General features: G+C 38.1%; 14 protein-coding genes. All 14 read right to left on the bottom strand.

The window, feature by feature from the left end; genetic code table 11:
• Positions 1 to 732: Fic family protein (locus P9M13_06735; GenBank protein MDP8262980.1), on the bottom strand; the 732-nt coding region annotated here is incomplete at its 3' end.
• 458 nt (positions 733 to 1190) lie between these two features.
• Positions 1191 to 1952: a class I SAM-dependent methyltransferase gene (locus tag P9M13_06730; GenBank protein MDP8262979.1), complete on the bottom strand. Its 762-nt coding sequence runs from the start codon at positions 1950 to 1952 to the stop codon at positions 1191 to 1193.
• Between the two features lie 49 nt (positions 1953 to 2001).
• Complete coding sequence (locus P9M13_06725) at positions 2002 to 2304, bottom strand: GIY-YIG nuclease family protein (GenBank protein ID MDP8262978.1); 303 nt, start codon at positions 2302 to 2304, stop codon at positions 2002 to 2004.
• Positions 2279 to 3928, bottom strand: a complete 1650-nt coding sequence (locus P9M13_06720) for a mechanosensitive ion channel (GenBank protein ID MDP8262977.1) — start codon at positions 3926 to 3928, stop codon at positions 2279 to 2281. Before P9M13_06720 ends, P9M13_06725 begins: the two co-directional genes overlap by 26 nt.
• A gap of 62 nt (positions 3929 to 3990) precedes the next feature.
• Entirely contained in the window at positions 3991 to 4182 is a 192-nt protein-coding gene (locus tag P9M13_06715; protein MDP8262976.1) for a hypothetical protein, read from the bottom strand.
• A 30-nt stretch (positions 4183 to 4212) separates the two neighbouring features.
• On the bottom strand, positions 4213 to 4689 hold the full coding sequence (locus P9M13_06710) for a hypothetical protein (GenBank protein ID MDP8262975.1): 477 nt from the start codon (positions 4687 to 4689) through the stop codon (positions 4213 to 4215).
• 35 nt (positions 4690 to 4724) lie between these two features.
• Entirely contained in the window at positions 4725 to 5558 is an 834-nt protein-coding gene (locus tag P9M13_06705) for a mechanosensitive ion channel (GenBank protein MDP8262974.1), read from the bottom strand.
• A 17-nt stretch (positions 5559 to 5575) separates the two neighbouring features.
• Complete coding sequence (locus P9M13_06700) at positions 5576 to 7081, bottom strand: MFS transporter (protein ID MDP8262973.1); 1506 nt, start codon at positions 7079 to 7081, stop codon at positions 5576 to 5578.
• Positions 7082 to 7131: 50 nt separating this feature from the next.
• Entirely contained in the window at positions 7132 to 8448 is a 1317-nt protein-coding gene (locus P9M13_06695) for a YihY/virulence factor BrkB family protein (GenBank protein ID MDP8262972.1), read from the bottom strand.
• 16 nt (positions 8449 to 8464) lie between these two features.
• The gene (locus P9M13_06690; protein MDP8262971.1) at positions 8465 to 9100 is read right to left on the bottom strand and encodes a bifunctional 4-hydroxy-2-oxoglutarate aldolase/2-dehydro-3-deoxy-phosphogluconate aldolase; all 636 of its coding nucleotides are present in this window, start codon (positions 9098 to 9100) and stop codon (positions 8465 to 8467) included.
• A 9-nt stretch (positions 9101 to 9109) separates the two neighbouring features.
• Entirely contained in the window at positions 9110 to 10060 is a 951-nt protein-coding gene (locus tag P9M13_06685; protein ID MDP8262970.1) for an aldolase catalytic domain-containing protein, read from the bottom strand.
• A gap of 89 nt (positions 10061 to 10149) precedes the next feature.
• The gene (locus P9M13_06680; protein MDP8262969.1) at positions 10150 to 10770 is read right to left on the bottom strand and encodes a redox-sensing transcriptional repressor Rex; all 621 of its coding nucleotides are present in this window, start codon (positions 10768 to 10770) and stop codon (positions 10150 to 10152) included.
• 8 nt (positions 10771 to 10778) lie between these two features.
• Positions 10779 to 12038 (bottom strand): Nramp family divalent metal transporter, encoded by a 1260-nt coding sequence (locus P9M13_06675; protein ID MDP8262968.1) that lies wholly within the window; start codon positions 12036 to 12038, stop codon positions 10779 to 10781.
• Between the two features lie 11 nt (positions 12039 to 12049).
• Positions 12050 to 12829, bottom strand: a complete 780-nt coding sequence (gene budA / locus P9M13_06670; protein MDP8262967.1) for an acetolactate decarboxylase — start codon at positions 12827 to 12829, stop codon at positions 12050 to 12052.
• Positions 12830 to 13271: the final 442 nt, after the last annotated feature.

Genomic DNA, 13271 nt, shown 5'->3' with positions numbered 1-13271 from the left:
CATATAGTAATCAGCTTTATTATCTTCAACTAGTTTTTCATGAGAAACATATGGCATGTACTGATAACCGGCTTGCAATAAAAGCAAATTTGTAAGAACACGAGAAATACGCCCATTTCCATCCTGAAACGGATGGATCTTCAAAAACTCAACAAGGAAGTTTCCCGCAATAAGTAACGGTGGATATCTGCTCTCTTTGAGAGCATTTTGCGTTATCTCAACCAACTCCTGCATTTCTTTGGGTGTAAGATAGGCCGGTGTTGTATCAAAAAGAACACCAACAGACTTCCCTTCCGCATCAATCATATGGACTTTATTCTCTGTTTTTTTGTATTCACCTCGATGAAGCTTATCTTTATGCACGTACTTCAATAATTCCTTATGAAAATGTTTAATTGTGTTCTCAGAAAAGCGAATGTGCTTCCATGAATCAAAAACATTCTGGAGCAACTCATAGTATCCTTTTACTTCCTGTTTATCACGATCAGCAAATTTCTGTACATTAATACCGCGCATAAGCTTTTCAATATCTTCATCTGAAAGCTTGGCACCCTCAATACGCGTGGAAGCTCCGGTAGAGGTGACCAAAACAGACCTTTTGAGGCGGCCTAAAACCTGAGAGCTTAACCGCGCGCCTGTGATCCATTGGCCTTTTAATTCCTCTATTTTGGTGATCATTACCCAGATTTCCGTGGGAAGATTTTCTAACCTTTGAGTAAAGTTTTTTGTCATAAGGACTCCTCGTTTAATCCCCTACTTTAACTATATGAGATTATATTAGATTACATGAAATTATATACTAAAGGATGTTTTTGTCAATCGAATTTTGTGTGAACGCAGAATGTTAAAATGAATACAAGATTCGTTAGAACCTAATGTTCACTATTTAGTGAACATTAAATGTCTGGTGCACTCAAATGTCCACTGACTAGTGGACATTTATGGATTCCCACTTGCGTGGGAATGACAGCGTAGTTTTGTCGCAAAAAGTATATAGTTTTTGCGACAATGGTGTTCGATGACATAGAACAAGTGTTCGGTGTTGCAGAGCAGGAAATCCATTACCCTACCAGCGCCTCGGCGATGCTCATCATCGACTTACTATAACTCGGCCATCGGGCAACCAAACGTGCGTATGTAATTTTTTTTCGTATCTTTTTTCATTTTAATGCCCCTACAATAGTACCCGACTATTTTTCTGCAACGACAAGCATTTCGAAATCTTCCGGGTTTAATTTATCTTTCCTTGAGTAGGCTCCCAGTTTCGCTCCAAAGATATCTATTTTCTTACACCCAAGGGTTTTTAAAAGCCAATTTATTTCACTGGGAACATAATAGCGCTCATTACACTTTAATTCTTTCTTATTTCCTGAATCGTCTTCGAATGCAGTAGTATTGTAATCGCGAAATGTCATTAAATCAAAGGTATTGCTTTTATAAGTCGCATTGCCTTCTGCGCCAGCTGACTCGCAAAATTTCTCGACAGAATGATACAGCGGGAATAGTCCATTTAATGTGGTAAATATAAACTTCCCGTTATTTTTCAACGCCTTAGTTACATTTTTGAGTATTTCAAAATTCATTTCATCTGTTTCCATCAAAGGGAATGATCCCTCGCAAAGCATGATTGCTGCATCAAATTCACCGTTAAAAGGAAGATCCCGGGCATCGAGTTGCTGAAAATCTATTTTCAGATTAAGCTGTTTTGCTTTCTCCTTTGCTCTGGTAAGCTGAGATTCCGATAAATCAATTCCTGTAACTCGATATCCCCGTTTCGACAGCTCAATCGAATGCCTCCCTGTGCCGCATCCAACATCGATTACTCTTATATTTTTGTTGAAATTTAATTCCTGTTCAATAAAATCGCATTCACCAAGCGTTCCTTGAACAAAACACTCCTTATCGTATTTCTGCGCGTAATTCTCAAATAGTGATTCATACCATTGCTTCATGGTGTTTTTCTCCATTCTAGATTAATAAGTTCGATTTTACTTGTCCCGCTCATCCCGAATTATTTATTTTCCTTTTTTGCGCATATTTCTCAACTAACTTTTCTTTTTGTTTTCTCGTTAAATTTTTTATCTCATTCTCTTTTTTTAGTGCGCACCTCAAATTTACATATTCTTTTTTATAGACCAGAGTTACTGGTCCCTTCCCACGTAAATATTTTGCGCCTTTATTACTATTATGAACCGTAATTCTTTTTCCTAAATCATTTGTATATCCTGTGTAATACGTCCCATTTCGACACATTACAATGTATACAAACCACTGTCCTCTACGCTTTATCTTTTTCCGAAGCATTTGGGTACCATTTATCTTTCGGGACAATAACTTTTCCCTCAGGCTGTCTATTGAAATGCGGTGACATAACCTGGATTCCTTCATCGTTAAAGGCATCAAGGATGTTCCCATTTAGGTTAGACATAACAATCGGTATATTCTGTCCCTTATCAATATGAACAAAAACATCGTATTGTATGTAAAAATCATTCAGATTTTGTTTAACAATTTTTGCGGGAGGATCTTTTCTGACACCTGTAGTATTTTCGGCTGCCTTTTTAAGTAATATTTGTACTTGTCTCCACGGAACATCATACCCAATAGATACTGATACTGTAGGAACCGCACCTTCAAACTCACTTAGTCGTGTGTAGTTAATTATGTTTCCGCTTATGAGTACCGCATTGGGTATGGTTATTTCCTGTTTGTATGCCGTTTTAATTTTAGTTGAAAGTACGCCTAACTCTTTGACAACTCCCTGAACATCCGCTACACGTATATATTCTCCCGGCTTAATTGCGCGCGACCACACAACCACCAACCCACACATTATTTGATTTACGAGACCCGTAGACCCAAGGGAAATCATTAATCCTAGAAAAACACTAATACCCTTAAAGACACCTGTGCCCGATCCGGGAATATGCGGATAGGCGACAATGAATGCAAATATCCATAAAATCACGGTTAAAATGCGCCTCGAAGCTTTTGCCGCTTCTTCATCAAGCCACGGGATGGCAATCTTACCTTCTTCAACTTTCCTCAATATGCCGCTAATAAACTTATTTATGAGCCTAGCAATGACAAATATAACAAAAACAAGCGCTAACTGCGGTAGTGCATCAAGAAAACTTTTGAGAATATGAACAAGTGTTGTAAAAAGATAATGGTCAAGTTTTTGGCTCCAGGGCTGTGTGTAATGAAACAGAGAAAACACAAAACTCAGCCAAAAATAAACGAGAGTTGCCCATGCGGCAAAAAACACGAAAATAAACATATTTTTCTCGCACGTTGTTGCTACTGCTCGCAGGTCTACTCCAGAAACAATAAATTTTTTCACGTGGGTAGGGACTTTCTCGTATTTTCTGAATATGCGATTGCGGATCTTGGATAATACAATACTAATAACGATAAGAATTAACAGTGACAACAAGGCAAACCCTATATCTTTCAACAAAACGGGTAATTCACGTTGCTTATTTTCTGCGGTAATAGTCTCTCGCAAAGTATCTGCTGTTTCTTTCGCTATTTTGTCTAGATTCTTCCCGGATAAGGGGTCCACATCGCCTTTGGTGAGCGCAAAAACTATCCTGTTGTTGTATAAGACAATATATCCTTTCACATCACCTATTTTTGCGCGAACAGCTCTGACTTCAACATTTCTATCATGTTTATGAATATCATAGATGCGTTTGTGTGCTATAATCGCTCTTTGCTTCGGAGTAAACCCTCTTGACGGTTCGCGGAATGTTGCAACGGCATGGTTGTAAAATTTTAAGATAGCAGCTTCTTCTGTTATTGTATGATGCGCTACTTCATGTTCCTTCTTAACTGTTTCAGTCTCATTGTTTTCAGATAATGCGCTGCCACTCAAAAACAATAGTCCCACAGCAACAAGAAAAATCAGAAAAGATCCTTTTTTCATATACATAGTTTTTTCCCTTTCATAGAGTATTACAAACTATCTTAAATTAACCTTTCGTAAGACTAAAACAACTTTTTACCTAGCCAGTACATTACCAGCAATAGTACTATAGTAAATATACCGCATCCCCACCAATCTTCCGGTTTTGGACCAAATGGTCCGGTATGCCCTTTAAACCAATCAATCGTTGTACTAATAATACATGCAAGAATAGAAACTGCGCATAATACAAAAAGAGCCCATTTCCACCACATAGTTCCATTCTTGATTAGTCGCCCTCATTACTAAACAAAAACTCGTGATATCCATATACCGATTAAATACGTCAAAACAATAACTAAAACAGCTATAAATAGATGTTCAATTATAACTTTCCACCTGTTTACTTTTTCTTCACATGCAATAGTATAACTTAATATTGATAAAAGTAAAAGTCCCCAGATGATACTAACGGCAATCGCATTTCTTAAACTTAATAGCAATACCGGTACAACAAATGTCATAGCTAAAACAAATTTTGAAACAAAGGTTGAAAATGTTGATATCCATATTTCTTTAGCGGTATGTTTGTTTTCTGATTCTTCTGAAATATGTATTCCTAGTGAATCTGAAAACGCATCCGCTATTGCTATCGTGATAATTCCTCCTAAAACTGCCAGTTTTGAATGAGTGCCTGAATAAAGCCCTATCATTAAGCCAAGTGTGGTTATAATCCCTGATGTTACACCAAAACTAAATCCGACCTTAAATGAATGTTTCATATACCCTCCCTATTATAGAATCATTGCTCACTTTTCTATGATTTATTCCTTTTTATTACTTTCTTTGCTAATTCTGTATTGGGTACTATGATTTCCTGATTACCATTTTCCAATTTTGTTGTCATTATATCAATTGAAACAATTGTTCCGCTAACTGAATCTGCATTAATTTCTTCACCGACTGCATATGTCTTTTTGATCATTTTCCCAGCAAATACATTTGAGAGTACATCCTTACCTGCAACGGCAATTACAATTGCTGCTATAAGTGGCACAATACAGAATATAAAGACAAATAACTGACTGATAAATATGGGAGCAATACTTAAGTACTCAAGAGCTATCATTATAGCAAGGCCTATGATCGAAACATTAGCGATTTTCCCAAGAACTGATGCAAAGGCAATATTTGCGTTACGTGCCCGAGTATCAACAATGACACCTAATATCTGCCCTAAACGCAAACCAATAGCAATTATGACAACTGCAATAATGATACGTGGAATATATACAGCAACTAACCACAAAACATTTGATGCAGCCTGCATTTCATAAGTGTTAAACACCATAACTAGTGCAACAAGTATAATAAGCCAGTAAAACGCTACCCCAATCAATGCAGAAATATTTTTATTGATCCCGTTACGCACCATGAAACTCTTTAGGCCTGTATTCTCAGCGATAACATCTATTCCAAATGCCTTAAAAAGTTTTGTCACAATTTTTCTAATCAGTAACGCTCCTATCCACCCTATAAAAAGTATACATATCGCTTCTATCGTTTTATGCATATAGATGACTAGAACGTCATAATATTTTTCAACGCTACTGACTACTATTTCCTTACTGGTTTCAACTGCTTTTTGCATATTGTGCCTCCTCCTATTTATTCGTCGCTTTCAAGATACTCTTTTATTTTACGTATTGGTTTACTAATTACTTTGCTAATCATACTTTCTGAACTTTTTGCTATGTTATCAGTCACTCTATCAATCTGATTTAATACATTATGTCCTTTTTGCGCATTTACAAATGCAAACCTGGCGGCTGTCGCTATACCTGTCTGAGGATTAAGGTCTGTCTTGAGCTGCATAATTACTGTGTATGGCGCGGCAGCTTCCGGTTCTTTTACTTTCAATATAAAAAATATTGTTATCATTTGTAAAAATGCAGAGATAATAAAAATCATATGAAGGTTCGTTACCTGATATGCACCTAAAGTAAAACTAAAATTCCCCAGAATACTCGCAAGATAACCGCCGATAACAGGCGCAACTCCACCAATAATACCAACTACTGAAGCAAATAATCCAAAATATATTGAACGGCCTTGCTCAGGAGATAATTTAATAAGAATATTGTTCTGCGTGAGTGTCGCGCCTGCTGTAAACGCACTTGTTATCGTAAATGCTACGATAATTGGTATTATATACATTTTTGGCAGTGCAAAAAGCCAGATAAAGGGTGTGAGCACAAGAAACCAGCCGGACACAATCATTACCGGCTTGTTTCCTAACTTATCTGATATTGGACCCCATATTTTCATCATGAAAACCGTTACAAGCGTCGATAATGTGGTAAAAACAGCAATGGCTGACAAACTGATATTGAGATCCTGCATCATAAAAACGGTATAAAACGGCCCCGCAAACTGCACGGCAAATGTCCATGCTGACACGTAAAGAGTTAAGATAAGAAAATTTCTATCTTTGAACGGCTGGAACATTATTGATACATCAAATTTCTTTTTATCATGTTCCTGCGTAGGTTCAACATCAGGAATCCGCACCAAAAATAATGACGCTGCTAAGCCGAAAAGCACGCCTACAGCAAATAGAATTACATACCCATAAGGACTATCCTGTCCATAATGATTTGTCCATAGTGTAATAAATTTTCCGCCGACAAGCGCAACAACAACTCCGCATGCGGATGTTACCATATTTCTTTTTCCAAAAAATGTCCCTCTTTTATTTGCGGGGACAACAGCGCTCATCCATGTAAGCCATGCAACACCAGATAATGCCTGAAATACATTTGAAAAACCTATAATAATAACGAGCACAAAAATACGCCAATCCGCAAGGGGGGCAAATATTGCAAAAGGCAGCATAGCGACAAGGAGCCATATCAATCTACCCAAAAACATATTGATAAAACAGAACATTTTTCTGTGGCCAGATTTTTCTATAATATATGAGCCAATTATCTGCGTGAGGTTTGCAAACATTGGGAGTGACGCAAGAATTCCTATCTGGTGAGGTTCTGCATGTAAAACTTTGAGTGCAAAACCGGTAAGAAATATTCCCCCGGCAATTGCATCCATAACTGATGATAAGCCTCCATCAATAATTGAATACCTTAGGGCTTTATCTTGCTGAATGCGATCCATCCCAATATGTTCTCTCGTAAATGGTTACATTATGTGTTCGTAATTCTGGCTTACACATCTCTCAATAAAATATTCATTGATGATTTAGATAATGTCTCTCTAAAATTCTTATGCACCTCTGATATTTTTACAAATTCTTCTGTTTTTGCTACAGGAATATCTTCAACCCCTACATGTTCCATGCGCTCGATAGCGTACTCTACAGTAAGCTTATCAACATCGATACCGGGTTGATAAGCACTCTGTTGATACTTTCCTGATTTTATTTCCGAGACTAACCCGCATTTTACCAGATCGTACATGATCTGCCGAACAAGACGTATCGGCGCCTCCGTCAGGTGAGATATTTCAGAAGCCGATAAGGATAACCCATCTGTAAAACGTTTGATCAACATAGTGAGTATTTGCATACTTAAAAGCTGTTTAAAAGAGTGGCTTACCTGTAAACAATCCGGCTCGAATTCATACGTATCAACATTCTGATCTGCAAATGATACCTCTGCACCTAAAAGAACAACAAACCAGCTTAATTGCAACCATACAAGGAACAATGGCAACGCCGCGAAACTACCGTAAATGGCGTTATATTTTGCTACACCTACCTGTAAATGGATATAACCGATTTGTGTTATTTGGTATATTGTTCCGGCAACTATACCACCTATTATGCCGGATTTATAACTTACTTTTGTGTTCGGCATAAAAATATAAACAAACGTAAATAACACCCAGATCATTATATACGGGGTCATCTTTATCAATAGAACAACAAGGAAATGAAACATCCCTAGCAACGCAAATTTTGCAGTAAGTTGCTCAAACTGAGTTGCAAGAAAAACTGTTATACTACTTGACATGATCATTAGTACAGGACAGATAAGCATTATCGATAAATAGTCACTGAATTTACGGCCAATACCTCGCCCCTGCTTGATCCCCCATATTTCATTAAATGACTTTTCTATATTTCCTAACACCTTTATCACTGACCAGAAAAGTACGGCAACACCTATTCCGGCAATCATGCCGCCACGTGTATTATTGAGTAATGACTGTGCAAACGTGATTACCTGTGATACTACTTCATCGTGCATCGAAAAATTCTGCATGAGTTGTTTCTCAAGAACTTTTTGAAAACCGAATCCTTTCGCAATACCAAATGCCATAGCAAAAACAGGGACAATTGAAAGAAGAGTATAAAACGTTAGCGCTGAAGCCCTGAACGTACAGTTATCGTCTGCAAATCCTCTTACCGAAAGAATAATGACACGTAACTGCTTTATTAAAAATGATTTTGAACGGGGAACATCTTTTAATCTGATTCTCCAAATATCATAGGTTATATATTTTAATGCCTTTGCGATCATTTTAATTCCTTTCTTTTCAATGGATATTCAAATTTCCATGTGCACGAATAAGCTTTTCTATTTCAACTTTTATCAGATCAAATCTTCCCTGATCTATCCAGTCTTTACGTAAAATAGATCCGCCAAACGCAACGGCAGAAGCCCCTTGGCTAAAAAAATCATTTATTGTATCAGGTGTAACGCCTCCGCAAGCAAGTAGTTGTATATCATTAAACGGCCCTTTGATCTCTTTCATATATGATGGACCAAAATATTTTGAGGGAAAAACCTTAACCATACTCGCTCCGGCATTCCAGGCATTATAAATTTCTTGAGGAGTAAACGCGCCCGGAAAAACTGGTATTGAATGTTTGACACAATAGTGAACAATCTCATCTACTAAAACCGGCATTACAATAAATGTAGCACCTGCTTCGAGCGCGCTATGTAATTGCTCCATGGTAAGAACTGTCCCTGCACCTATATCAACAGCGTTATCAGCACAATTCTTTGCTTCACGGATAATCTCGGGGGCAGAAGGCGTATTCATTGTAAACTCAATAGTTTCCAGGCCAGCTGTTATAACAGCATCTACAAGTGGCGCTATGTTTCGCATATCCACACCACGGACAATCCCCATAATCGGTTTTTTTAGAAATGACTGAATATTCATACGATCATTTTAATAGAGAGCACCATCTCTCAAGTCTTCGTAGAATTTAACATACTCTTCTTTTCGATCACTATCTCTCAATGCTATTGCGCTACGCGGGTGCTCGTTCAGAATTCCTGTTATTGCAAACGGGATAATATATCCCCACTCGACTTCTTCACGCAATGGAATAAAATCCTTTGAAATGAGTTCCAGAACAGGGCGGACATCAAATTTTGGATTCTTAAGAAAACCGAGTAAAAGCTCTAGTGGACAGTTCCCTGCTGCACGGCCCATGCCATAGACAGTGCCGTCAACATAATTTGCATTATGCATGATCGCTTCTATGGTATTTGAAAATCCGAGCTGTTGGTTGTTATGCGCGTGCATCCCTACTTCTTTAGTTTTGAGTATCTTTCTGAATTTTTTAACCAATTGCTCGGCTGTTTCCTGATAAAGCGACCCATAACTATCAACGATATAGATAACTTCAGACTTACATTCTTCTTCCAACTGGTGAAGAGCTTCGGTAAGCTCAGAGTCAACAGCTTTTGATATTGCCATAATGTTAATAGAAGTTTCATAGCCTTTATCATGGAAATGATTTGCAAGATTAATAGCTTTATCAACATCCTTAACATAGGACGCTACACGTATCATATCAACCGGACTCTCTGCCTTTGGAGTCACATCATCTATATCTACACGGCCGACATCAACCATCACAGACAGTTTCGTGTTCGATTCAATCCCGTCGGTTACTTTTCTGATATCATCATCATGACAGAATTTCCAACGACCATATTCATCAGACGAAAAAAGCTTTGGTGAATTCTTGTATCCGATTTCCATATAATCAACTCCAGAGGCACTCACCGCTTTATAGACATCTCTAACAAAATCATGCTTAAACTGATGTTTATTGATTAATCCACCGTCTCTTACCGTGCAATCCATTACTCTAATTTCTTCTCTAAACATTAAAACCCCTCCTTGATAATACTTTAGGCTATACATTTACGCAATAAACCGTTCATTGTAACAGATTTAGGAAAATATGGGATATTTTTTTAGATATGAGTATTACAAAATAAGGAGAGAAACTCTATTGAAAGATCAATATCTTTTACTTTTACGTTTTGTGGCACGCTGATAGATATTGGTGAAAAGTTGACAATCCCCCTTAACCCGGATAATACCATTACATCAGCTACTTCCTGACTATATTCTTTAGGTACTGCAATTACCCCGATATCTGCATGTGTTTTTGCAATTATTTCCGGGGCACGTATAACAGGATATATACTCACGCCATGCATTTTTTTTCCGATTTTTGATTTTGTCTTATCGAATGCCGCAACTATTTTTATCTTTTTTCCCTGAAACCCGGGATATTTCATTATTGCTGTACCAAGGTTTCCCACCCCAAAAAGAACTATGTGAACAACATTTTGTTGAAGAACAAACTTTTCCAATGTCTTTTTTAATTCCTTTGTTTTATACCCAATCCCCGGTGTTCCAACAACTTTTCCGAAACTGGATATATCTTTACGGATTTGTGCATCAGTCAGTCCGATTATTTGAGCAAGCTGTTTAGAAGAGACTAAATAGCGTTTCTCTTTAATGAGTCCCTCTAATGTCCGAAGGTATAAAAGTACTCGTTCAATTGTTTTTTTTGATATAGTTTTCATATGTAACCCTATTTAATAAAACGCCAATATATAAAAATGACACTAAATAATGACATTAATGTAATTGCTAGCCAGCTAACGAGTCTCATAAAAAGTTTTGGTCTGTGTTCCTCCGGCATATCACCGCTGGTAACAACTTTAAAATTCAAATATGCAAGCGGCGGCGCGGCCAAAAATGCGAGAATTGTTGCAATGTCAACCATACTCTTTATCCCGCTTACAAAAAAACCGATGATACATATGGTAAAAACGACCAGAGATCCAAAAACGATCCAATAAAGATGCCTGATCCTTTTTTTGGTTTTAGGGAAAAGCAGTTTTATAGACCCTCTGATAGTACGGGTATATCCGTCGAAAACTGTCAGTGTCGTGGAAAACATTGTAAAAAAAGTAGCTATAGCGATAAAAAGCCAGCTCCACCCGCCTATTGTTTTTGTATATAGCGAGATAAGCTGCTCAGAAAACTGTATTCCAGAATTTGAGAACGTCTGACCACTTCCATACATAACAAGAGCTCCTAACAATAAAAAAGCAATAGCAAGAATACCGGTAAGGATATATCCGAAATTAAAGTCGAAGAGAACTTCTTTCATTGAAGGTGTATATCTTGTTTGTTTTTTTCGTTCAATGCGCCATAATGAGGGCCACACAGATATATCTAACGGGGTTGGCATCCACCCCATTAATGCCAGGAGAAAGGTTACTCCGGCAAGATTCCAAAGCTTTGGATGAACACTTCCCGAAAGCGCCGGGTTACCTTTAACTAATGCCGCAGATACTGCAACAAGCGTTGCAATAGCAAGTAGAGAGAGCATAATTTTCATCGCTTTATCCAGAAGCGGATACCGACCTAGGAGCAAAATAACCGCCACAACAATTATTACCGGAATGCTCAATAGAGCCGGAGAGATATCTATCCCGAACAAAAATCCGCCCAGACACGCGGTAACAAGTGTAACTGCCGCGGTATTAATAAAAGCCGCACACAAAGCCAGAACAAAAAAAATTGCCAGAGCCCATCGTCCCAGATTCAGATACCCTTTCAATATGGTCTTACCCGTTGCAGCAGTGTAACGATGCGCATATTCAAAGAATGGATATTTTAATGCAAGGACAAGGATAATTAATCCTATGAGTCGGTATCCATAATTTGCACCTGCACGCGTTGACTGCACCAAATGCGATGCGCCGATTGCGGCACCCGCAAACAACAAACCCGGGCCTATGCTTTTAAATATACCTAACCACTGGTGTGCTTTTTTATTCATATATTCCCATGCTATCTATACTCTGATTTTTGCGAATCAAAATGCATTTTATAGAACGGTTCCGTGCGAGGTAAAACCATAAAAAAAGTATCATCAGCATCTATCTGTACATACACATTCTTTGTCGTAGACGCCAAAAGATGCCCCCCATGTCTTCGGTCTTTAGATATAAAATGGAAATGATAACCGGGCACATTCAGATTATTAATATATGGAGGACACCGAAATCCGATAATTGTCCCTTCTATATCATTAAATTCAAAGACAGACTGGTCTTTTAAAGCGTCAGTAAGTTTTTGATACGGCTTTTCTTGTCGTGCAACGCTTCTTGTCCTAATATATTCGAACATTCCGTCAATACGTATTGCGTAGAATATATTCTTTGTCGGCAATAGTTTGTCGATATATGTCTTCATTTCATCGATTGTTTTTCGTTCATCTATCTTATGTAGTGCATCAGATGTAAATCCTGTCACAACTGCAAAAGGTGTTTTTGCAAGATTATCCGCTATCACCACTTTTCCGCTATGTTTTACCTGATAACATTCGCCGTCAACCATTACTAATTCACCGTCTAACCCATTAAAAGTGCCTATGCCAACGTCGCCATGCGCTTTTAAAGCGTGTATTGTAATATCGCCGTCATAATCTCCCTTTAGCAATGCGCCTATCGTTGACACCTGGAAGATTTCCCCTTCGTTTGCAATATATTTCTTCTGATTAACACAGCCACATAATACAAGAGCACTCGCAAGACACAACATTAAGCTACAGCGCATATTTTTTATCATAGTAGAATCCTTTTCCTGTTTTATTGTTCGCAATTTAATTTACGATATTCACTTTTATACAAACAGTAATCATTCTCTGAAAAACATACAAATATTATTTCATTAAACGCATCTATATACTGCATCCCTACTTTTAATGCTATTTTGGTTGCTTCTTGTAGTAGGTATCCATAGACACCGGTGCAAGGGGGGTTAAGAAAGAATAATATGACTAATTTGGCTGAGTCGATTTTGGAGCGAAACAAGGAACGAAAAGCGCCGCGTATCCCCTGTGATACGCAAGCGATGAGTGACACCGTTGTAGCCCAAAAGCGGCCAGCCCCTTCGGGGAGGCACATCTTTGGCCGTCTGCTTTGTTGCTCCTCCTTCACGTACTGCAAAGGGCACGCCAACGTCGTTGCGCCTTGCATACAGCTCAAAGATGAGCCTCCAAATTGGTCAT

The sequence above is a fragment of the Candidatus Ancaeobacter aquaticus genome, assembly GCA_030765405.1.
GTDB classification, from domain to species: Bacteria; Auribacterota; Ancaeobacteria; order Ancaeobacterales; family Ancaeobacteraceae; genus Ancaeobacter; species Ancaeobacter aquaticus.
The sequence above is the reverse complement of the archived record's forward strand: the minus strand, read 5'-3'. Positions and strand labels throughout refer to the sequence as shown.

Coding starts and splice junctions, on each gene's coding strand:
- P9M13_06730 (MDP8262979.1), bottom strand. CDS start 1,952: ATGAAGCAATGGTATGAATCACTATTTGAGAATTACGCGCAGAAATAC.
- P9M13_06725 (MDP8262978.1), bottom strand. CDS start 2,304: ATGCTTCGGAAAAAGATAAAGCGTAGAGGACAGTGGTTTGTATACATT.
- P9M13_06720 (MDP8262977.1), bottom strand. CDS start 3,928: ATGAAAAAAGGATCTTTTCTGATTTTTCTTGTTGCTGTGGGACTATTG.
- P9M13_06715 (MDP8262976.1), bottom strand. CDS start 4,182: ATGTGGTGGAAATGGGCTCTTTTTGTATTATGCGCAGTTTCTATTCTT.
- P9M13_06710 (MDP8262975.1), bottom strand. CDS start 4,689: ATGAAACATTCATTTAAGGTCGGATTTAGTTTTGGTGTAACATCAGGG.
- P9M13_06705 (MDP8262974.1), bottom strand. CDS start 5,558: ATGCAAAAAGCAGTTGAAACCAGTAAGGAAATAGTAGTCAGTAGCGTT.
- P9M13_06700 (MDP8262973.1), bottom strand. CDS start 7,081: ATGGATCGCATTCAGCAAGATAAAGCCCTAAGGTATTCAATTATTGAT.
- P9M13_06695 (MDP8262972.1), bottom strand. CDS start 8,448: ATGATCGCAAAGGCATTAAAATATATAACCTATGATATTTGGAGAATC.
- P9M13_06690 (MDP8262971.1), bottom strand. CDS start 9,100: ATGAATATTCAGTCATTTCTAAAAAAACCGATTATGGGGATTGTCCGT.
- P9M13_06685 (MDP8262970.1), bottom strand. CDS start 10,060: ATGTTTAGAGAAGAAATTAGAGTAATGGATTGCACGGTAAGAGACGGT.
- P9M13_06680 (MDP8262969.1), bottom strand. CDS start 10,770: ATGAAAACTATATCAAAAAAAACAATTGAACGAGTACTTTTATACCTT.
- P9M13_06675 (MDP8262968.1), bottom strand. CDS start 12,038: ATGAATAAAAAAGCACACCAGTGGTTAGGTATATTTAAAAGCATAGGC.
- budA (MDP8262967.1), bottom strand. CDS start 12,829: ATGATAAAAAATATGCGCTGTAGCTTAATGTTGTGTCTTGCGAGTGCT.